Origin of the sequence: Arthrobacter sp. NPDC097144, from assembly GCF_044762205.1 — a bacterium.
Classification (GTDB): domain Bacteria; phylum Actinomycetota; class Actinomycetes; order Actinomycetales; family Micrococcaceae; genus Arthrobacter_B.
Genome location: NZ_JBIWDW010000008.1, coordinates 98890 through 120267, shown reverse-complemented (window position 1 = coordinate 120267; position 21378 = coordinate 98890). Strand labels below are relative to the sequence as shown.

Sequence of the window (21378 nt, the reverse complement as noted above, 5' to 3'; positions counted from 1 at the left end):
CGTCAGCTGGCGGCGGCCCAAGGGGCACTTAGGCCCGGCGGACGATGAAATCGGTGACGCGCGCATCCCTGCCATCGAGCTCTGCCCAGGGTTTTTCCGTCTCCATGACGGTAAGCCCGGAGGTGGGGTACCTCGTGGCCATCTCCATGACGGCCTCCTCATCCGACGTCACGGAGGCCAGCCTCATGGCGAGGTCCTGCACGCCGGGAAGGTGGGAAATCACCAGCAGGCTGGTTACGGTCTCCGGAACGTTGTTGATGATGCTCAGGATCCGGGTGGCCGGCGCGCTGTAGAGCCCGTCTTCCAGTTTGGGCGTGGGCCCCTTGTCGCCGAGCTCCTCGCAGATCCAGGTGCAGGTCTGCCGGGTCCTCAGCGCAGACGAGCAGAGGATGAAGTCGGGGATGGAATTGTTCTCCACCATCCAGCGACCGGCCAGCGGTGCGTCGCGGTGGCCCCGTCCGGACAACGGGCGCTCGTGGTCGGAAACGTCCCGGGGCCAGTCCGCCTTCGCGTGCCGCAGGAGCATCAGCTTTTTAAGGTGGTGGCCGCTCATTGGCCCAGTCTATCGGCGGTGCCGGCTCCGGAAATCCGCCGCCGGCACCGCCGCCGCATCAGATGCTGTATTCGGGCGCCGCCCAGACTACAACTTCGGGGTGCTCATAGAAGCGGTATCCCTGGCCCCGGACTGTGCGCACCGTGTTCGCGAGACGCCCCAGCTTGGAGCGCAGGCGGCGGATATGGACGTCGATGGTGCGCTCGTTGGGCACTTCCTCGGCGTTCCTCCACAGCCCGGCAAGCAGCTCCTCGCGGCCCACGGTCCGGGTACCGTTCTCCACCAGGTAATTGAGGAGTTCGAATTCCTTGAATGTCAGGTTCAGCGTGTCCCCGTCCAGGTGCACTTCCCGGCGGGAGAGATCAATCAGGACGCCGGACGGGCGCGGTGCGGCCTGTGCCTGCACCGCGGGCGCGGCTTCCGGCCGGGGGCGGCGCTGCGCCGTCGGGTCCCCCAGCGCCTGGCGGACGACGTCGATATCGGCTCCCGCTGCCTCTGCCGGGGCCAGCGCTACGGCCGCATGGCTCTGGGCACCGGGGCAAAGGGTCTGAATGTAGGCGCGGACCTCTTGGGCGAGCTTCGTCAGTGATGTTCCGTTGGCAGCTGCCGTGTCCTCGTCCAGTCCCACGTAGATGACAAAGCCGCGGGCAACGGTGTCATTGCTGACCGCCTGGGGACCGGGAATCCCGTTGGGCGTGACGACTGGGGTAGGTGCCGTCATCGGCGTCGCGTCATTGGCCGAAGAAACAGCCTGCAGCGGACGTGCCTGCTGCTGGGCAAATCCTGAAACCCCGTACTGCTGCGGTGCATACCCACCATACTGACGGGGAAACTCCCCCGCTGCGCTGGGCCGAACGGAACCGGCGCGGTTCTGCGCATTGCGCAGTGAGATGTGTACGTACCCTGATGCTACTGACATGTTGCAACCTCATTGTGAGTGACCGTCATCACGGCTCGAATGCTGGGGGTGTGCCCGGTCGAGATGGCGCGGTTTCGCCCGTCGTTGGGCCTGAGTGGTGCCTGAGAGATGGGGGTGGGTAACTCAGGCGAGCATTCGACAACAGTGCTGCTGCTCCTCAACGATGCCGTTGAGAAGAACTGCGGCGGGTGCTGCCGTGTGGATGTTCACATTACGGATTATTGCATGTAACAAAGGGGGGTGTGCAAGTAATAATGCATCAGTTGTCTCACCATGTGGACTGATCGGGGCATATTGTGACGCACCTCACGCTTTTGGGTGAAACCTGCCCTGTGGAGCGGCCCTGCCTTCAGTCCCGCCAGACAGCCGGAATCTGCCCGGACTGGGCGCTTCCAGGCATAAAAAACGCACCCGCCCATAAGTGATCTTATAAACGGGTGCGAGTCAAGCATTCAGCAAGCCGTCCACATGGTGGACAGCCCGACAAGCGGCGGCAGAGCTCTTTTAGTCGACGACGCCGTACAGTCGGTCGCCGGCATCGCCCAGACCGGGCACAATGTAGGACTTTTCATCCAGGCGCTCGTCGATCGAAGCCAGCACAATGGTGACGTTCGCGTCGGCGAGTTCTGCCTTCAGCACTTCGAGGCCTTCCGGTGCGGCCAGCAGGCAGATGCACGTGATGTCTGCAGCTCCGCGCTGGAACAGGAATTTGATGGCTTCGCGGAGTGTTCCGCCGGTGGCCAGCATGGGGTCCAGGACGAAGACCTGGCGGCCCGTGAGGTCATCGGGCAGGCGCTCGGCGTACGTGATGGCTTCGAGGGTTTCCTCGTTGCGCGCCATGCCCAGGAATCCAACCTCTGCCGTGGGGACGAGGCGGGTCATGCCTTCAAGCATTCCCAGGCCGGCCCGAAGGATCGGGACCACCAAGGGTGTGGGCTTGACCAGGCCGGTGCCAACGGCGGTCGTGACCGGAGTCTCGATCTGGACGGGCTCAACGCGGACGTTGCGGGTGGCTTCGTAAGCCAGGAGGGTGACAAGTTCTTCCGTGAGCAGGCGGAACACCGGTGAAGGCGTGCCCTTATCGCGGAGAACGGTGAGTTTGTGGGCAACTAGGGGGTGATCCACTACAAGTACGCGCATGCTTCAAAAATACCACTCGCAGCGGAACTCCTTCCTGTGGAGCATGCACAGTCGAGCACCCCGGCGTGCACTGCGGTTCCGGCATGAAACTGCGGGAAGATGGAATCATGATGCCCCCCACACAGCAGCACGAGTCCTGGATGGACCTTGCCCTGACCGAGGCGCACAACGCCCTGGAAACGCAGGACGTGCCCATCGGCGCCGTCGTCGTTGGCCCCGACGGAACAGTCATTGGCACCGGGCGCAATGAACGTGAGGCCACCGGGGATCCCACCGCTCATGCCGAAGTGGTGGCAATCCGGCAGGCTGCAGCTGCAATGGGTGAGTGGCGCCTGGAGGGCTGCACCCTGGTGGTGACGCTGGAGCCGTGCGCCATGTGTGCCGGGGCGATCGTCCTGGCACGGATTCCGAAGGTGGTGTTCGGTGCCTGGGACGAAAAGGCGGGCGCGTCCGGATCGGTTTTCGATATCCTCCGCGAACGCCGGCTGAACCACTGGGTGGAGGTCTTCCCGGAGGTTCGCGAAGCGGAGTGCGCCCGGTTGCTCACCGACTTTTTCGGCTCTCGGCGATCAGGCTGACAGTCGCGGGTTTCATACGTAGGCTTACTACCTCAGAGCCCGACACCCGAAGGAGTTCAATTGTGAGTTCAGATCAGGATGGACTGGATACAGTCGTCAAAATTCTCGAGCACGCGGACATCGCACAGGTGACCACCCAGGATCTCAGCGGCAAGCTGGTCAGCCGGCCGCTTCAGCTGCAGGAAACGGATTCTGACGGGAACCTCTGGTTCTTCACCCAGGATCCCTCCCCCAAGGCCGATGAAATCCGCGCCAATCCGAATGTCAATGTTTCGGTGCATGATTCCAAGGGCTACCTCTCCATCAGCGGCACGGCCTCCATCACCAAGGACGAAGCCAAGATCGAGGAACTCTGGAAGTCCTCGGTCAGCGCGTGGTTCGACGGAGGCCGGGAAGATCCTTCCATTGCCCTGATCAAGGTGGATTCGGACACCGCTGAATACTGGGCCTCGGACGAGCCCCGTGTAGCCACCATGTTCAAGATCGCCAAGAGCGCCGTCACCGGGGACACCCCCAACATCGGCAAGAACGACGTCGTCGACCTCTAGTTTCGGCAGCCGCCCGGCACAGCGCAGCCAGCCGTTTTGGGGCATCGGCCCTTTACCCGGTAAGGTTGACGCGATGGTGACGTGTCCGAGCGGCCGAAGGTGCAACACTCGAAATGTTGTTTGGTGAAAGCCAACGTGGGTTCAAATCCCACCGTCACCGCCAGATGAAAAAGACCCCGCTTTCCCTGTAAAGGGGAAGCGGGGTCTTTTGCTTTGCCTGACGGTCTTTTTGGCTAACCGGCGGAATCGGTGTCCGGGGCCTGCGGACGGTGGCCGGCGGCTGCCGCCCGGGTGTCGCCGTCGTCGTGCCCGTCCTTTTTCTTGCCGAACGGCAGTACCTTCATCAGCGGGTGCAGAACAGCCATGACAACCAGGCCCCAGGCCAATCCGATGACGGCCGAGCACAGCGTGTTCACGAGCCAGCCCAGGAAACCGCCGACAACGGCAATGCCTGCCACGGGATGCTCCAGGGCGTGGACCAGGTCATACGGCGCATCCCAGCCCAGGTCGTGGACGCCCACCAGCATGATGTGGCCGCCCACCCACAGCATCGCGATCGTTCCGATGAAGGTGATGGCAGCCAGCACGGCCGGCATGCCCCTCACAAGCAGCGCACCAAACCGCTGGGAGCCGGCTGAATCCTTGCGCGTCAGATGCAGGCCGATGTCGTCCATTTTGACGATCAGTGCAACGGCTCCGTAGACGAGCACGGTGATCAGGATGGCCACAATGACGAGGATGACCGCCCGCACCCAGATGGATGCGTCGCCCACCTCGTTCATGGAGATGACCATGATTTCGCAGGACAGGATGAAGTCGGTGGTGATGGCACCCTTGACCACCTTGGACTCCGCGCCGGGTCCCCGCTCCACTGCCGGGGCCTCGGCCGCCTCATGGTGCCCGAAGAACTTGTGCCAGACCTTCTCGGCGCCCTCGTAACAGAGGTAGGTGCCGCCCAGCATGAGGATGAACGGGATGACGACGGGAATGAAGGCGCTGATCAGCAGCAGTGCCGGCAGGATGAACAGCAGCTTGTTCCGCAGCGATCCCCAGAAGATGCGCTTGATCATCGGCAGTTCGCGGGACGGGTCTGCGCCGGAAACATACTGGGGTGTCACTGCGGCATCATCAATAACGACGCCGGCAGCTTTGGCTCCCGCTTTCGCGGCTCCGGCGGCGATATCGTCCACAGAGGCTGCTGCGATGCGTGCCAGGGCTGCGACGTCATCCAGCAGGGCAACAAGCCCGCCGCTCAACGAACGGCTCCGTGCTGCACAGGGGTCGTCCGGGCATGGAAGCCTCGGGGGATATAGGTGAGTGACATACAGAAATTATAGGGTGGGCAGGTTTCTGTCCGGTGTCCCGGTTAAGGCCCACGTCCCTGTTACAGCCGGACGTAGGCCCAGTTCTCCCACTGCCGGCGGGCCAAATGGGCCACTGCGGCATCCACAGTTTCCACGCCCCGGTGCAGCTCATCCTTCTGTACTCCCGCGCGGGTCATGCTGTTCTCGCACGCCAGGACGTGGATGTCTGCCGAAAGTGCGCCGTCGAGGGCACTCTGATCCCCAATGCCCGCACGCAGGAGCCGGACCCCCAGCCCCTGCACCACCACTTCAACCGACCGCTCGGGGCCCAGCGCACGCCGTGCATTCCCGGCACTGCGCAGAAGACCGGCCAGCCAGGTTCCACTGTCCGGGCCGAACCCATGGATCACCAGCCCCGGCTGCACAGGGGTATCCCGGACGTCATTCCTTTGAACCGCCGGTCCAGGCTGAGTGCCTGCGGCGTCTGCGTCTGCTTGTTCCATTCGTCCAGTCTCCCCCTGTCCGCCGAAGGGGGACAGGGGTCGGCAGCCGCCGTCGTCGAAGTGCTCCCCCGGCCTTAGTCCACGAAGTGCGTCTTGGGTTCTTTCTCACCCACGGAGGCGACGACGGCGGCGGCGACGTCGCGCATCTTCATGTTGCGTGCGCTCGAGGCGGCTTTGAGGATGGTGATGGCAGCGTCCTGGCTGCACCGGTTCTGGGCCATGATGATTCCTGCGGCCAGGTCGATGGTGGTGCGTGACCCCATCGCAGCCCTCAGGTTTTCCCTGCTTTCGACCAGTGCTGCGATCCGTACGGCAAGGCGCAGCGATTTGGACGCACCGCGGGCAAACTCCTCTGCTTCGCGGACCATCTCGTCCGTAAATGCATCCTCTTCCCGTGCGTACACGTTGAGGCCGCACTGCGCCTCCCCATCCAGCGGAATGGGAACACCCAGGATCGATCTCAGCCCAAGGTCCGCAATGGCCTTGCCATAATCCGTCCACCGCGGGTCCTCAACGATGTTCTGCACCAGAATGGTTTTGTTGGTGCGCGCCGCCTCCAGGCAGGGACCGGTTCCGAGCTCATATTGGACCTCGTCCATGCGGCGCGACTCCTCAGTGTCGCTGGCCACCGTGCCGGCACTTCCCGGCCGCAGCAGGGTTACGCCGCAAAAGAATTCCCGTCCACCGCCGGAAAGAGTGTCAACGGTAAGGCGGGTGAGGTCCTCAAGGAAGCTCTCCACATCGGTCGTTTCCAAAACCATGTCCTGCAGGAGGCTGGAATAGTCCCTGCCGGAGCCGCCCTCGGACAACGCTGCTTCCGAGACGAACTCGTCGAGATTATTTGAGATCTGGGCAGAATCGTTGTCGCTGGACATGTCACCGGACTTTCCGTTGTAGGAATGGCCCTGAGAGTGGGCTGCCGTCCCCGTTGGGACGCTCACGTTCACGTTCCATTACAGCATTGATTGGGCTCTCCTACCCGTCTGCTGCACCGTCCCCGGGGCTCCGCCCGCGAGGCCGCTAAGAGCCCCAGAAAACCTTGACGGCGTCGGCCACCGCAGCCCCCTGTTCCCGGCCGGCCACCGCGGACGGGCGACGTGTGGACTGCAGCAGAACATTGGATCCGAAGGCGGCCCTGCTGGCTTCATCGGCCTCGATCAGATAGGTGTCGGACCCGGCTTTCAGGGATTCCAGTACCTGGGGCAGGGTTGGGCCAAAAGGGCTGTCCGGGGCCTCGGGTGCACAGGACAGGATGAGGACCGAGTCGTACCCGGCCGCCAGATCGGCGTTCGAGGCGGAGCGCATCCCGCCGTCCATATAGGGAACGCCGTGGATCCGCACCGGCGGCCAGGCCCCGGGAACGCTGCAGCTCGCCGCAACGGCCAGGGCCAGTTCTGCCCCGGAACCGGCGTCGAACACCGTGAACTCGCCGTCGTCGGCATTTACGGCGGTCACTTTCAGCAGTGCGGGCGGCCAGGACCGGGCGGGAAGCAGCGAACGGATGGTGGCCACCCAGGCCGTATCGGAAAGTCCCTCGCCGGCCGCGAGCGCCGCGCGGCCAATGCGAGCCCGGGCTTCCTGCTCACCGCCGGGGCCGCTGGCAGCCGCAGCCATCATGTTCATGAACTGCTCGGTGCTGAAATGCGTCAGCTCGCCCTGCTCCATGGTGCTCTCGGCAGGATCATCTTCATGCAGCTGCGCCGCCAGCACCTGGCGCAGGACACCTGACCGCAGAGCCGTCCCGACGACGGAGCCGGCGGACGTGCCGACCACCAGGTCGGCGTCGTTCAACTCAATGCCATGTTCCAGCAAAGTCGCGAGGACTCCCACCTCCCAGGCAATGCCCGCCACTCCGCCGCCGCCCAGGACCACTGCGCGCGTTCCGTTTCTGTTTGTCATGCGGGAAGTCTAAACCGCAGCAGTGTGAGCGCGCCCACAACTTTTTCGATGTTCTTCCACTTGCTATTCAATGGAGTTATGGCACTGCGAGTATTGATGGTTGGCCGGAAGCATGAGGACTGGGTGGCGGATGGCATCCACCGCTATGAAAAGCGGTTGAAAAAGCCCTTTGACCTGACCTGGGTCTCCATTCCGCATTCGGCCCGTGAGGGTGATTCCGCCCGCAAGGAAGAATCCGAACGGCTGCTGGCCAAGGTGGGCAGCGATTACGTCATTTTGCTGGACGAACGGGGCAAAGCCATCACCTCGCCCGCCCTCGCCAAGACCCTGCAAAAGCCCCTGGACAATTCCCGCAACGTCACGCTGATCATCGGCGGTGCGTACGGAGTGGACCAGAGTGTGCACGACCGCGCCGACTTCATCTGGTCTCTCTCCCCCCTGGTCTTCCCCCACCAGCTGGTCCGCCTGATCCTTGCCGAACAGGTGTACCGGGCGCAGGAAATCGCCGGCGGACGCCCGTACCACCACGAATAATCCCTTCGCCTCACCACTCCGGCTCCGGCAGACCACCTGTCCGGGCAACCGCGAAGACAGTAATCCCGTTATGCTGCCCGCCGCTGAAAGGCCTTCCATGCGCCATCCCCGTTCCTCCCGTTCCCTGGCTTCACGTTCGCTGGCTTCCGCTGGCGCTGCCGCCGTCGCAACCGCCGTCCTGATGGCCGCAGGCATGAGTGCCGCGTCCGCGCACGTCCATGTCTCCCCTGAGTCCGCCGACGCCGGAGCCAGCACGCTGCTCACCTTCGAGACGTCCCATGGATGCTCGGGCTCGCCGACGACGGCGATCACGGTAACCCTCCCCGAACAGGTGACCGATGCCGTTCCCACCGCCCATCCCGGATGGAGCATCAGCAAAGTTACCGAGGAGTTCAAGGAGCCGCGGGTCCTGGAGAACGGCACCTCGATCGGATCACGGACCAGCCAGGTTGTTTTCACAGCTGACAGCCCGCTGCCCGACGGTATCCGTGACACGTTCCAGCTCAGCGTCCGGATTCCCGACGGCTCCGGTGACTCGTTGGCGTTCCCGGTGCTGCAGACTTGTGTGGAGGGACAATCAGACTGGTCCCAGGTCGCCGCTGACGGCCAGTCCGCGGACGACCTGTCCTTCCCGGCCCCTCTGGTTGCGGTAAGCACCGCGGCTAATTCGTCCGACGACGGCGGCAACGGCGACGCTCACGGCGCCAGTGCGGGGGGCGGCGCTGATGAACACGGCACCGCTGACGATGAGGCCGTTGATGAAGATGACGTGGAAGCAGCTGCCGTTGCCGGTTATGCGGGCCTCGGGGCAGGCATTCTGGGATTGGTTCTCGGAGCTGCGGCCCTTTACCGAACCCGGAAAGCGTAACGTTTGCGGCGTCATTATTCTGCCTCCTGCGGTGCGTAATTGACGATGTACCGCAGGTAAGTGGAAAGTGACCCTATGAATAACCGGTCATGGAAAATGTCATCGTTGAGAAATGCCTCGTCCTCGGACAATAGCTTGCCGTCAGGCAAAAGCCCGGCGCCGCGGAAACATGTATCGGGGCGAACCATGCCGTTGTGGAAAAACATGACACTTTCCGCCGTTTCGCTTGGCACTGTGCTGGCCGTCAGCAGCTGCGGGTCCGGCGGCGACGAGCAATCGGCACCGTCAGCGGCGCCGTCGTCGTCCCCCTCCGTTTCCGCTTCCGCTTCCGGTTCCCCTTCTGCGTCCCCGGAGACTTCACCGAGCCTGGAGCCGTCCGCAAGCGAAACAGGGATGTCGTCTCCGAGCTCCGCCCTTCCCGGGGCTACTCCCCCGGCCGGGGGCACTGCCGGTGAGCCTGTCGCCTGTGCCGCTTCAGGCTTGGCAGGTGAAGTTGAAGAGACCCAGGGCGGAGGCGCTGCCGGCAGTGTCTACCGCACCCTGGTGCTGACCAATGTCTCGCCGGAGGCCTGCACCGCCGCCGCCGGTTTCCCCGGAGTCTCCTACACTGACGGCTCAGGGGAACAGATCGGGGCAGCAGCTGTTCGCTCGGGCGAGGGGCCAGCAGCCGGCGCATCCTTCGTCCTGGAACCCGGCCAGTCAATGGCCGCCGAATTGAAGGAAACCCGCGCCGAAAACTACGGCGCCGACTGCGAATCGCATCAGGCGACCCAGCTGATGGTTTACCCGCCGGAAGACCTTGAGGCACTGACGATCGAGCACCCGATTCTGGCGTGCGAAAACCCGAACGTGGAATTGTTGACCATCAGCACCCTGCAGAAACGGTAGTGCCCCTGGTCGGATAGGGCCTGTTGCCAGATAGGGCCTGTTGCCGGATAGGGCCTGCCAGGAGATGTGCGCCCGGTGCCGGAAGACGGTCGCCGGACGCGGGCGCCGGGTGCCACGGGTGCCAGCTGGCAGCTGCTGGGCGCGGGCGCCTGGTGCCGGAAGACAGCTGCCGGCGGCGGGTGCCAGTGCCCGGTGCCGGCTGCTGGGCGTGGGCGCCGGGAGACGGGCGCCGGGTGCCAGTCGCCGAGCGCGGGCGCTGGGTGCGCCGGGTGCGGGCGCTGGGTGCGCCGGGTGCGGGCGCTCGGCATCAAACGTCCGTGTGGCGCGGGCCGCCACGGGCAACCGGGCTTCACGGACAGCCAGGTCGCAGGCGGCCAAGTGCCGCGGGTAAGTCCCCCTCCACAGGACAGCCCGCGTGGAATCTTGTGCACAATAACAATTCTTTTTCTCTTCCGACTTCTGTTTTTCGGAAGAATCGTCATATGGAGACGATTCTTGCTGCGGAGATGCCCGGCAACCCGGGCGATCCTGTGGAGCTCCCCGGGCCCGTTGAGTTTCTGCAACTGGCAATTGATTGTGCAGGCACGATGGGCATCCTGCGCGATGGTTCTGTCCATGCCGCGGCTCTCATGACTACGGGTCAGGCGGTTCACCTTGCCGCCCAGGTGGAGGCCATCTCTCGAACGGTGGAGTATCTGCAGATTGTCTGCGCGGGGGCACTGGAGAACCATCGTGTGGCGGGAGTTTTTGGTTCAGCAGCATCGGTGTTGTCTGGCGTTCCTGCCGTCGCCACTGACTCGGCTGGCATGCCTGGTGGGCCTGATGGGCCTGGTGGGCCCAGTGCGTGTGATTCGCCTGCCCAGCATGCTTCTGCAAAAGCGCACGTTGAGTTCCGGACAACCGCAGATTACATGCGGTGCAGGCTTCGCATCAGCCGGGGAGAGGCACACCGGCGGTTGAAACTGGCGTCCGTCCTCCTGCCGGCAGTCGGCGTCTCCGGGGAACATCTCGCCCCTGTCCTCCCCGTTCTCGCAGACAGCGCTGCGGCTGGAGAGATCTCCTCTTACGCTGCTGCCACCGTAGCCGACGCCGTAGATCAGGTCCGCCACCGCACCGACGCCGATACAGCATCTGCAATGGAAGCGGACCTTTCCGCCGTTGCCCGGATGCAGGACCATGACTTCCTTGTCCGCACGGCACGCCGCTGGGTAATCCTCTCCGACCAGGACGGTGCGGAGCCCTCGGAGGAGGAGCTGCGGCGTTTTCAAGGGATCTTCTCGGGACGGAAGCGGAACGGCCTGAATCATCTCAACATTTTTTGCACTGCCGAACAGCACGAGACGCTGCTGACGGTGATGAACGCTGCCGCCGGCCCAACGAGTGGAATGGGGACCACTGACGGTGCCCAGGCAGCGCCGGGTTCGGCTCAGCGTGCCGACGGCAATTTGCCTGAAGCAGAGGTCGCGTCCCGGTTGGATCGTCGCACCCGCCCGCAACGTTTGCTGGGTGGGCTGGTAGACGCCGCAAAGGCTGCACTGGCTCAGGGTGGCATACCTGCATCCGGCGGATTGCGTCCCCAAGTCCTGGTGACCATAGATGCACCCTCCCTCTTGAAGGAATTCGACTACGGTTCACTGGTTAAGGGCTTGGATTCCGGGCAAGCTCCTTCACCGGTCCGGTGCCCGAGGAAAACTCCTGGCTCCTTCATGTCCGGTTCCTACGCCTTCACGGGGCCCGTGCCGGCAGCCACGGTGCGGAAACTCGCCTGCGAGGCAGACATGCTGCCCGTCGTCCTTTCAGGGGAAGGCCGAATACTGGACATTGGCCGGGCGCAGCGCCTGTTTCCTCCTCATCTTAGGAGGGCGCTGCACGCACGAGACGGAGGATGTGCCTTTCCGGGCTGCACCATTCCGGGCCCCTGGACCGAAGCGCATCACATTCGACACTGGAGCCGAGGCGGACCAACGTCCACGGACAACGGTGTCCTATTGTGCTCGCACCATCACCATGAAGTGCATAAGGAGAACTGGCGAATCAACGTGAGGTCGGGTGTCCCCTGGTTCATTCCACCGGCCTACGTCGATCCGGAGCGGGCGCCTCTGCGCAATACGTTCTTCCGACCGTTTTCGCATCCGGAACAGGAAACCTCGGACTCTGGACAGGCCGTCTTTGATGATGAGCTTTAGGGGGCCCAGAACGCAGGTCGCTGGGCAGAGCAGGAGGCCGATGCCCACGCTGGGCGGCTCAGCGTGGGTTCCCGCACGTGTGACTGTGCTGGGTGCCGGACGTAGCGCTAGGAGCAAGCGCAAGCCAGGGCAGCGGGAAACCGACAGCAGCAGAAAACGCGCAGCGGCTACTCGGCAGCAAGCATCGAGGAAAAGGGCCGCGCAGACCTCGGGAGAGTGCAGATGGATTCGGCCTGCAGCCAAACTGCCGCAGAGAATCCAAAAGTGTCAGGGCTGTGCGGAACAATGGTGCGCATGACATCCGGAGCTTCGGTGCTGAAGAAGTTCACTCCCGCTACCAGGGAGTGGTTCGAGGGAGCTTTTGCTGCGCCCACTCCGGCGCAGGTGGGAGCATGGGACGCAATATCGGAGGGGTCCAATGCGTTAGTGGTGGCGCCAACCGGGTCCGGCAAAACCCTGGCTGCTTTCCTCTGGGCCCTGGACAGCTTCATTGCATCGGCCGCTGCCGCCGAGGAGAGCGGCAGCGCTATAAAGGCAACCGCTGGCTCTCCGGGGGAGAACTTCCCTGCTGCGGAGGAGGCCACCGGTACTGCAAAGAACGCGGGCCCGGCAAAAAGGTCCGCGCGTACCAAGAACACCGCACCCAAGCGCAAGACCAAGGTCCTGTACATCTCGCCGCTGAAAGCCCTCGGCGTGGACGTGGAGCGGAACCTGCGTTCGCCTCTGATCGGCATTACCCAAACGGCAAAGCGCCTGGGTCTGCCCGCGCCCTCAATCACGGTAGGCGTCCGCTCCGGCGATACTCCTCAAAATGAGCGCAGAACCCTGCTCACGCGGCCCCCGGACATCCTCATCACAACACCTGAATCACTGTTCCTCATGCTGACGTCCCGTGCCCGGGAAACCCTCTCTGAGGTGGACACGGTCATTGTCGACGAAGTGCATGCGGTGGCCGGCACAAAAAGGGGAGCGCATCTGGCGGTGACCCTCGCCCGGCTGGATGCGATGCTCTCCAAGCCTGTGCAGCGCATCGGCCTGTCCGCCACTGTGGAGCCGAAGGAGACAGTCGCACGGTTCCTGGGCGGAAACGCCCCGGTACATATCGTGGCCCCGGCAGCCAAAAAAACCTGGGATCTCACGGTTACGGTTCCGGTGGAGGACATGTCGGATCTGGGTGGCACACCTGCCGTCGAAGACACCGTGGAGGGCGGTTACGCTCCGCAGGCCAGTATCTGGCCGCACGTCGAGGAAAAGATTGTTGACCTCATTGAGACGAACCGATCCACCATCGTGTTCGCCAACTCCCGCCGGCTGGCGGAACGCCTGACTGCTCGGCTAAATGAAATCCACGCGTATCGGCAGGAAGCTGCCGCCCTGTCCGTGACCCGAGCAGCAACCGGAACAGCCGGACCTGGTGCAGGCGCTGCAGAAACCGGGCTCTCGGGTCCCGCGGCTTTGCCGACAAACCGCCCGCCCGCTCAGCTCATGGCCCAGGCCGGAGTGTCCGTCCGCTACCGGGAGCCGGAACAGGCAGCGGTTGATGACGACAACCCGCTGCTCGCCCGCGCCCACCACGGCTCGGTCTCCAAGGACCAGCGCGCCCTGATTGAGGATGACCTGAAATCAGGACGGCTCCGGTGCGTCGTCGCCACCAGTTCCCTGGAACTGGGCATCGACATGGGCGCGGTGGATCTGGTTATCCAGGTTGAGTCCCCTCCCTCCGTCGCCAGCGGCCTGCAGCGCGTAGGCCGGGCCGGACACCAGGTCGGCGAAACCTCCCAGGGCGTCATGTTTCCCAAACACCGCGGAGACCTGCTGAATTCGGCAGTGGTGGCTGAACGAATGCTCTCCGGACAAATCGAACCCCTCTACATCCCTGCCAATCCGCTCGACATCCTTGCCCAGCAGACCGTGGCTGCCTGCGCGCTGAGCTCCATCGATGTGGAGGAGTGGTTCGACGTCGTCCGGCAGTCTGCACCGTTCGCCGGCCTTCCGCGGTCGGCCTTCGACGCAACACTGGACCTGTTGGCTGGCCGCTATCCCTCGGATGAATTCGCTGAACTGCGCCCGCGGATCGTCTGGGACCGCACCGAAGGCACTATTACCGGACGCCCGGGCGCGCAGCGTCTCGCCGTAACCTCCGGCGGCACGATTCCGGACCGCGGACTGTTCGGCGTCTATTTGGTGGGCGATTCCGAAGGTAAGAACAGCCGCCGTGTGGGTGAACTTGACGAGGAAATGGTCTACGAATCCCGCGTGGGCGATGTCTTTGCCCTGGGTGCCACCAGCTGGCGGATCGAAGACATTACCCATGACCGGGTGCTGGTTTCCCCGGCCTTCGGGCAGCCCGGGAAGCTGCCGTTCTGGCGCGGGGACTCCCTCGGCAGACCAGTGGAATTGGGCCGAGCTCTCGGCAGCTTTGTCCGCGAGATGGCCGGGGCAGACGACGATACGGCAACGAAACGCCTTTCCGCCGTCGGCCTGGACGAATGGGCCACGGGCAACCTCATGACCTATCTGCGGGAACAGCAGCAGGCCACGGACGTTGTGCCCAACGACCGGTCCCTGGTGGTGGAACGTTTCCACGACGAGCTCGGCGATTGGCGGGTGGTCCTGCACAGTCCCTTTGGCATGCCGGTCCACGCTCCGTGGGCACTCGCGGTGGGAGCCAGACTGCATCAGCGCTACGGCCTTGACGGGTCAGCCATGGCCTCCGACGACGGCATTGTCCTGCGGGTGCCTTTAATGGACGACGAGCCCCCCGGAGCCGAGCTGTTCATCTTCGAGCCTGATGAACTTGATTCGATCGTGACCGCCGAGGTTGGCGGTTCCGCCCTGTTTGCCTCGCGGTTCCGTGAGTGTGCTGCGCGCGCCCTGCTGCTGCCGCGGCAGAATCCCGGAAAACGTACTCCCCTGTGGCAGCAGCGCCAACGGTCGGCGCAGCTGCTGGATGTCGCCAAAAAGTATCCGACGTTCCCCATCGTGCTGGAAACAGTGCGCGAGTGTCTCCAAGATGTCTATGACCTGCCCGCGCTCAAGGACATTGCGGCCAGCATCGAACGCCGCGAAATCCGGCTGGTGGAGACCACTACGCCCTCGCCGTCCCCCTTCGCACGGTCCCTGCTCTTCGGCTACGTCGGAGCTTTCCTCTATGAGGGCGATTCTCCGCTGGCTGAGCGCCGCGCTGCAGCCCTGTCACTGGATCCCACACTGCTCAACGAACTGCTGGGCCGGGCCGAACTCCGGGAACTGCTCGATGCACGCATCATTGCCCAGATTGAACTCGAGCTGCAGCGGCTGGCTGAGGACCGCCGGGTACGGGGCATTGAAGGTGTCGCTGATTTGCTGCGGCTGCTGGGACCCCTGACCGTCTCTGAGGTGGCTGCACGGCTGCAGCCCCTCGACGCGGACCCTGCCGCGGACACCCGGACAGCGGGCGCTGAGGTGGCGGACGCCGGGGTGGCGGGTGTCGGCGTGGCGGGCGCTGAGGTGGCTGGCGCCGGCATGGCGAATACTGCGGGCACCTCTGCGGCGGGTGCCACTGACGCAGGGGCAGAGATTTCGCTTTCCGGCACTGCGCCAGCCGTCTCTGCCTCTGTCACCCCTGCTTCTGCCTCCCCTTTCCCTGCCTCCTCTGCTGCATCTGCCGAGTACGCCGGGGACCTGCTCGAACAGCTGGTCCGGGCCAACCGGGCGTTGAAGGTTGGGGTGGCCGGCCAACAGCGCTATGCCGCCATCGAGGACGCAGCCCGCCTGCGCGACGCCCTGGGCGTACCGCTGCCAATGGGTGTTCCGCTGGCATTCATTGAGCCCGTGGCTGATCCCCTGGGTGACCTGATCGGGCGCTACGCCCGGACCCACGGGCCTTTCACCGCTGCGGAAGCCGCCACTCGGCTGGGACTCGGAGTCGCCGTCGTCAGCACTACCCTGCAGCGCCTCGCGGGCGAAGGACGCGTTGTTGAAGGAGAGTTCCGGCCGGCGGAGACTCAGATACTGGACGCGGCAGCCGGGGTGGACACCACCCCCGGTGCTGTCATCACGATTCCCGGTGAGCGTGCAGGCACTGAATGGTGCGACGCCGAGGTGCTGCGCCGCCTGCGCCGCCGCTCGCTCGCTGCACTGCGCTCGGAAGTGGAACCGGTGGATCCGGCCACCTATGGCCGGTTCCTTCCGGCCTGGCAGAACGTTGGCTCATCGCTGCGCGGGCTCGACGGCGTTGCAACCGTGATCGACCAGCTCTCCGGAGTGCCTATTCCGGCATCGGCTTGGGAGCCACTCATCCTCGGCTCCAGGGTGCGGAACTATTCCCCGTCCATGCTTGACGAGCTCACAGCTACGGGAGAGGTCATTTGGTCCGGAACCGGATCGCTGCCCGGAAATGACGGATGGATTGCGCTTCATCTGGCGGAAAATGCGCCCCTGACCTTGAATCCGGCGCCGGAGTTTGATCCCTCGGAGCTTCAGCTGCAGCTGCTGGACTTGTTGTCCGGCGGAGGAGCGTACTTCTTCCGACAGCTGGTGGACGCAGTGGCGCAGACAGGTGCAGAGACCTCGGACGCCGCCGTCATCAGCGCGCTTTGGGAGCTGGTCTGGTCAGGACGGATCAGCAACGACACCTTCACTCCTGTCCGGTCCCTGCTTTCCGGCGGCAAGACCGCACATAAGCAGCGTGCGGCAACACCCCGGGCCCGGACTGCGCGTCTTGGCCGGCTCGGCCGTGCTCCGGGAGCGTCCCTTACCGGTAGCTCGATGCGCCTCGCCGCCGGCAATCAGCCACCGGCTCTGCGCAACGCTCCTGCGCTGGTGGCAGGACGCTGGAGCATGCTTCCCGCCGTGGAGCAGGACGCCACCATCCACGCGCATGCCACCGCCGAACTCCTGCTGGACCGGTACGGTGTGGTCACCCGCGGTTCGGTAGCCAGCGAAGGCACTCCGGGCGGGTTTGCCCTGCTGTACCGGGTGCTGGCCCGGCTTGAGGAAATGGGCCGGTGCCGGCGAGGGTATTTCATTGAGCAGCTCGGTGCGGCACAGTTTGCCGTTCCCGCCACGGTGGACCGGCTCCGGTCGTTTTCCGAGGACGCCCAACTGAAGAAACCGGAACCCGCAGCCATAGCGCTTGCCGCCACGGATCCTGCAAATCCATATGGTGCTGCCCTTCCGTGGCCGGCGCTTGACGGCGGCCACCGGCCCGGACGCAAGGCCGGCGCGTTAGTGGTGCTGGTGGACGGAAACTTGGCCCTCTATGCCGAGCGGGGCGGGAAAACACTGCTCACATTCACGGAGGATCCGGCGGCGCTTGAGCTCTCCGCAGCTGCCCTTGTGGACATCATCCGCCGCGGTGCCGCAGAAAAGATGGCGATCGAAAAAGTTAACGGCACCGAAATTCTGGACACCGACGCCTCCCGTGCACTGATCCAGGCCGGTTTTTACACGACGCCAAAGGGGTTGCGCTACCGTGTCTGATTCGTTCACACAACTGATCCCGACGGCACGAGACCAGCGTCGGCGCACCGGCTGGGGCAGTCCCCGCCGCGCTCGGCACCACTGCCCCGCTCAGCTGCGCGGTCACGTTCAGCTGCGCGGTCCCGTTCAAAAGCATGGCCCAGCTCATAAGCACAGCCCCGTTCCGCTGCGCGGTCCCGTTCAAAAGCATGGCCCCGCTCAAAAGCACAGCACCATTCAGCTGCACAGCCCAGCTCAGATGCACAGCCCCGTGCAAAGGCACCGCCGCATCCAAAAGTACTGCCGCCTTCCATGTCAGACTCGGACTCGCAACAGTGGAGGACAAAATGCCTGAAGGAGACACCGTCTGGCGGGCAGCTCGGGAGCTCAACTCTGCACTGGCCGGGGAGAAACTCACCAAATGCGACATCCGCGTGCCCAAGTTCGCGACAACCGACTTCACCGGTTCCACCGTTGCCGACGTCGTCTCGCGCGGCAAACACCTGCTGATCAGGCTTGACGATGCGAGCAGCGGGTGGATTCTCCATTCCCATCTCAAAATGGAGGGCCTGTGGCACGTCTACAACCGCGGCGAGCGATGGCGGCGGCCGGCGTTTAAGGCACGCTGCGTGCTGGAAACGGAAACAAAGCAGGTTGTTGGATTTGACCTCGGATTCCTGCGGGTCCTTCCGCGCTCCGAGGAGGACGACGCCGTCGGCTACCTTGGTCCCGATCTGCTGGGTCCGGATTGGGACGCCGCTGAGGCGCTGCGGCGTATCCAGTCCATACCGGAACGGCCGATCGGGCTGGCACTGCTGGACCAGCGAAATCTGGCAGGCATCGGTAACGTTTACCGCTGTGAAATTTGCTTCCTGGCCGGAGTGCATCCGCTGACCCCTGTAGCGCAGGTGCCCAATCTGCCCCGGATGGTGGACCTGTCCAAGCGGTTGCTTGAAGCGAATAAGACGCGCAGCCGCAGGATCACCACCGGAAATATGCGCGGGGATCCGCTGTGGGTCTATAACCGCGAGACCCGGGGCTGTCTTCGCTGCGGGACGAAGATCGTGCACGAGCTGGTGGGAGATAACGCACTTGAGCTGCGGGATCTGTATTACTGCCCTTACTGCCAGCCCGCCGCCGCGGTGGACCCGGGCTAGGCGGCAGAGGGACTCGGCCGTTCAATTTCGCGAGTACCCAATCCGACGTACCTGTGCCCTAACCGGAGGCTGCCTCTGCACGCCCCTAGGATAATCAACATGTGTCCCTCTAGTGCAGCAGGTACTGCATCAAGCGTCAGCAGCTATTGGTATCCGGGAGGTCCGGCCCAAGAGCCGTCACGGCTTCTGCTGGAAGCGCTGAGGAATTACCGCGCCGCAGAACAGCAAATGCGCCGGCGAATCCGTGACGAAATGAATATCACCGAAAAGGACCTCATTGCGCTGAGGCATTTGATGCACGCCCATCAGCATGGAGCCGCCCTGGGCCCGTCGGATCTGAGCCGCCTGCTGTCGATTTCCTCCGCTTCAACCACCGCGCTGATCGACCGGCTGGTCAGCAGCGGGCACATCCAGAGGCAGCTTCATCCCACTGATCGGCGTGCCCTTCGATTGGTTCCCACCGACAAATCGAATGTCGAGATGCAGGAGACACTGAGCCGACTCCATGAACGCATCATGGAGGTCACCGCAGCCCTGACGCCCGAGGAGTCCGAAACGGTGACGCGCTACCTTAATCGATTGACCGAAGTCGTGGAAAACGAACCGGAAGAAACACCGCCACCGGCTCCGCTGACGGGCCTCTCCTGACCCCGCCGGGACCTCGGCAGGGCGGGCGTCAAGGGCGGGTGCGCGACGTCGGTAGTCTGGAAGGGTGATGCAATCCCCCCTTCCAGTACGCAACGGAGTGAACGCAACCCGTCTTCGGCTGCCAGCTGACGGGCCGTGGGCAACTGCCATGGAGTACGTTCTCTCCAGATTTGGCCATGTGGATCCGGACGGAATAACGGACCGGTTTCTCCGGGGCGAGGTTGTTGGCCTGGGCGGCGTCCCGCTGACCCCCAAGACTGCGCTGAATGAGCACACTTTCATCTGGTATTACCGCGAATTGCCGCCCGAAGAGCGGCTCCCGGTGGACATCAACATCCTTCACCAGGATGAGAACCTGCTTGTTGTCGATAAGCCGCATTTCCTGCCCACCACGCCGGGCGGCATGTATGTCGCCGAATCGGCGCTGGTTCGGCTGCGGGTGCTGCTGGACATCCCGGATCTCATTCCCATGCACCGCCTGGACCGGATGACAGCGGGGGTGCTGTTGTTTTCAACCAATCCGGAAACGCGCGGAAAGTATCAAACCCTTTTTGAAAAACGCCGGATCCGCAAGGAATACGAAGCCGTAGCTCCGGTCCGTGATGACCTCGAGCTCCCCCGGATCGTACGCAGCCGCATGATCAAGTCACGCACTTACCTGCTGGCCCAGGAAGTGGAGGGCGAGCCGAATGCCGAAACCCGGATTGAGCTTCTGGAATCCCGCGACGGCATTGGACGGTACCGCTTGCAGCCGCACACGGGGAAAACGCATCAGCTGCGGGTCCATATGGCCTCTCTGGGAATCGGTATCCTGAACGATTCCTTCTATCCGAACCTGCTGCCGCAGTCGCCGGATAATTACGAAGAGCCGCTGCAGCTGCTCGCCCGGTCCGTGGACTTTGTGGATCCGCTAACGAAGCATCCCGTGCAGTACCGCAGCGGCCTTTCCTTGTCCCACGCTCCGAAGTCCTAACCGGAGAAGGTCACCTCACTGGGTTATCTCGGTCGGATTCCCCACCTAAATCCACCGTGACTGGCCCAAAACTGCCACCGGGGCTTGTCCTCCGGGACGGGACAGGAAATAATCCGTGCTTTTTGGCTGCGTCACTGGGTAGGGTGGGTGAAACGTCCGGGGCATCGCCCGCGGATACTCTCCGCGAGTGAGGTATGGACCCTGATGATTCCGACGTCGAAATCAGCCGCTGCACAGAACCGGCTCCGAACACCGCCGGCACCGGAAACGGAGCCTGCGGCGTCCGGCACCCGGCGTCCTGCCGGGATGGGCTGGTTCCGGAATCCTCGGGACATCCCGTTTGACCTCCTTCGGCGGATCGCCGTCACGGGTGCAGCGGTGGCAGCAGCGGTGACGACAGGCTTTCTTGCACGACCCGATGACTCGATTGGCGGCGGCACCACCTTTATAGCCGAAAACCTTACCGGGACTGAACCGCAGGGAGTTCTTGGCGCAGGCGGATCACTGCTCGCACCGGCAGCCGCAGTGTGGTGGTTGTGGGTGCCCATCGCGGCCGGCTGGCTGGGATACGCCCTGTACCAGTGGCTTCCCCGGCAGCGGTCAAACCCCCGGCACCGCCGTCTTGGCTGGTTCGTACTGGCGTTCCAAATCCTCGCCTTTGCCTGGCTGCTCGCGGTCTCTTCAGGGAGCGCGGGTTTCCTGCTGGCCGTCGCCGCAGCTCAAGTCATTGCGGGCCTGTTCGCCGTCCACACCATGAACCGCCACCCGGCGGAATCCCCCCTGGAAGGGTTCCTGACCGACATACCTCAGGGGTTCTCTCTGGCCGCAGGCGTTTTGTCCTTCACTGCAGCACTTTCCTTCATCCTGACGGCAGAAGGAACAGATCTGGCCGGCTGGGGCGGCACTGTTTGGGCACTGGTCGGCCTCATCACGGTCACCGTGGGCACTGTGGCAATCTGCATGACGGACCGCGGGCATCTCTCGGTGGCGCTGGCATCCGTCTGGGCACTGTGCTGTGTTGCTTTTGAACGGCTGACCGGAGCACCGGATTCGACTGTCATTGGTGCTGCAGCGGCTGCGGCGGCCTTCCTGGTCTTTGTCTCGGCCGGATCGCGCAGGCATGAGGTGGACCATGAACGCCGCCGCGAGGAACGGCACAATGAGCGGCGCCGCCGAGCAGATGCACCTGAGTTGGCCAGCGCCTAGCCCCACCCGCCCCACCCCCGCGGCATCGCCCC

Annotated in this window: 19 protein-coding genes and 1 tRNA gene; 12 read left to right on the top strand and 8 right to left on the bottom strand. The window is 64.0% G+C overall.

Features of this window, described 5'->3' with window-relative positions; translation table 11 throughout:
- Nucleotides 1–28: 28 nt before the first annotated feature.
- From ACIQXM_RS16770 to upp, 3 genes are all read right to left on the bottom strand, one after another.
- A complete protein-coding gene (locus ACIQXM_RS16770) occupies nt 29–553 on the bottom strand; it encodes a SixA phosphatase family protein (protein ID WP_400933506.1) in 525 nt (174 codons plus the stop codon).
- Nucleotides 554–611: 58 nt separating this feature from the next.
- Nucleotides 612–1472 (bottom strand): winged helix-turn-helix domain-containing protein, encoded by an 861-nt coding sequence (locus ACIQXM_RS16765; protein ID WP_400933504.1) that lies wholly within the window; start codon nt 1470–1472, stop codon nt 612–614.
- 504 nt (nt 1473–1976) lie between these two features.
- The gene (gene upp, locus ACIQXM_RS16760) at nt 1977–2612 is read right to left on the bottom strand and encodes a uracil phosphoribosyltransferase (RefSeq protein ID WP_400933503.1); all 636 of its coding nucleotides are present in this window, start codon (nt 2610–2612) and stop codon (nt 1977–1979) included.
- A gap of 107 nt (nt 2613–2719) precedes the next feature.
- Between upp and tadA the strand changes: the two genes are divergently transcribed.
- From tadA to ACIQXM_RS16745, 3 genes are all read left to right on the top strand, one after another.
- A complete protein-coding gene (gene tadA, locus ACIQXM_RS16755; protein ID WP_400933501.1) occupies nt 2720–3190 on the top strand; it encodes a tRNA adenosine(34) deaminase TadA in 471 nt (156 codons plus the stop codon).
- Between the two features lie 62 nt (nt 3191–3252).
- Nucleotides 3253–3738 (top strand): pyridoxamine 5'-phosphate oxidase family protein, encoded by a 486-nt coding sequence (locus ACIQXM_RS16750; RefSeq protein ID WP_400933500.1) that lies wholly within the window; start codon nt 3253–3255, stop codon nt 3736–3738.
- Between the two features lie 75 nt (nt 3739–3813).
- Nucleotides 3814–3901, top strand: a tRNA-Ser gene (locus ACIQXM_RS16745).
- 70 nt (nt 3902–3971) lie between these two features.
- Here the strand turns inward: ACIQXM_RS16745 and ACIQXM_RS16740 are convergent.
- The 4 genes from ACIQXM_RS16740 to ACIQXM_RS16725 all read right to left on the bottom strand — a co-directional run bounded on the left by ACIQXM_RS16740 (nt 3972) and on the right by ACIQXM_RS16725 (nt 7444).
- On the bottom strand, nt 3972–4994 hold the full coding sequence (locus ACIQXM_RS16740) for a DUF808 domain-containing protein (protein ID WP_400933498.1): 1023 nt from the start codon (nt 4992–4994) through the stop codon (nt 3972–3974).
- A gap of 128 nt (nt 4995–5122) precedes the next feature.
- Nucleotides 5123–5545, bottom strand: a complete 423-nt coding sequence (locus ACIQXM_RS16735; RefSeq protein WP_400933496.1) for a hypothetical protein — start codon at nt 5543–5545, stop codon at nt 5123–5125.
- 74 nt (nt 5546–5619) lie between these two features.
- A complete protein-coding gene (locus tag ACIQXM_RS16730) occupies nt 5620–6486 on the bottom strand; it encodes a GAF and ANTAR domain-containing protein (protein ID WP_400933494.1) in 867 nt (288 codons plus the stop codon).
- Nucleotides 6487–6565: 79 nt separating this feature from the next.
- Nucleotides 6566–7444: a patatin-like phospholipase family protein gene (locus ACIQXM_RS16725; RefSeq protein WP_400933492.1), complete on the bottom strand. Its 879-nt coding sequence runs from the start codon at nt 7442–7444 to the stop codon at nt 6566–6568.
- A 78-nt stretch (nt 7445–7522) separates the two neighbouring features.
- Between ACIQXM_RS16725 and ACIQXM_RS16720 the strand changes: the two genes are divergently transcribed.
- Entirely contained in the window at nt 7523–7978 is a 456-nt protein-coding gene (locus ACIQXM_RS16720; RefSeq protein ID WP_400933490.1) for a 23S rRNA (pseudouridine(1915)-N(3))-methyltransferase RlmH, read from the top strand.
- Nucleotides 7979–8075: 97 nt separating this feature from the next.
- A complete protein-coding gene (locus ACIQXM_RS16715; protein ID WP_400933488.1) occupies nt 8076–8846 on the top strand; it encodes a YcnI family protein in 771 nt (256 codons plus the stop codon).
- A 14-nt stretch (nt 8847–8860) separates the two neighbouring features.
- On the opposite strand, the gene ACIQXM_RS16710 is transcribed toward ACIQXM_RS16715, so the two are convergent.
- A complete protein-coding gene (locus ACIQXM_RS16710; RefSeq protein ID WP_400933615.1) occupies nt 8861–9292 on the bottom strand; it encodes a hypothetical protein in 432 nt (143 codons plus the stop codon).
- Between ACIQXM_RS16710 and ACIQXM_RS16705 the strand changes: the two genes are divergently transcribed.
- The 7 genes from ACIQXM_RS16705 to ACIQXM_RS16675 all read left to right on the top strand — a co-directional run bounded on the left by ACIQXM_RS16705 (nt 9240) and on the right by ACIQXM_RS16675 (nt 21346).
- A complete protein-coding gene (locus ACIQXM_RS16705; protein WP_400933611.1) occupies nt 9240–9734 on the top strand; it encodes a DUF4232 domain-containing protein in 495 nt (164 codons plus the stop codon). The two genes, ACIQXM_RS16710 and ACIQXM_RS16705, sit on opposite strands and share 53 nt — an antisense overlap.
- A gap of 482 nt (nt 9735–10216) precedes the next feature.
- Entirely contained in the window at nt 10217–11920 is a 1704-nt protein-coding gene (locus tag ACIQXM_RS16700) for a DUF222 domain-containing protein (protein WP_400933486.1), read from the top strand.
- A 294-nt stretch (nt 11921–12214) separates the two neighbouring features.
- Nucleotides 12215–17383: a DNA glycosylase AlkZ-like family protein gene (locus ACIQXM_RS16695; protein ID WP_400933484.1), complete on the top strand. Its 5169-nt coding sequence runs from the start codon at nt 12215–12217 to the stop codon at nt 17381–17383.
- 326 nt (nt 17384–17709) lie between these two features.
- Complete coding sequence (locus tag ACIQXM_RS16690) at nt 17710–18519, top strand: Fpg/Nei family DNA glycosylase (RefSeq protein WP_400933482.1); 810 nt, start codon at nt 17710–17712, stop codon at nt 18517–18519.
- Between the two features lie 228 nt (nt 18520–18747).
- Entirely contained in the window at nt 18748–19167 is a 420-nt protein-coding gene (locus ACIQXM_RS16685) for a MarR family winged helix-turn-helix transcriptional regulator (protein ID WP_400933480.1), read from the top strand.
- 67 nt (nt 19168–19234) lie between these two features.
- Nucleotides 19235–20140 (top strand): RluA family pseudouridine synthase, encoded by a 906-nt coding sequence (locus ACIQXM_RS16680; protein WP_400933478.1) that lies wholly within the window; start codon nt 19235–19237, stop codon nt 20138–20140.
- Nucleotides 20141–20344: 204 nt separating this feature from the next.
- Nucleotides 20345–21346 carry a hypothetical protein gene (locus ACIQXM_RS16675; RefSeq protein ID WP_400933476.1) on the top strand — a complete coding sequence of 334 codons (1002 nt, stop codon included), beginning with the start codon at nt 20345–20347 and terminating at the stop codon, nt 21344–21346.
- Nucleotides 21347–21378: the final 32 nt, after the last annotated feature.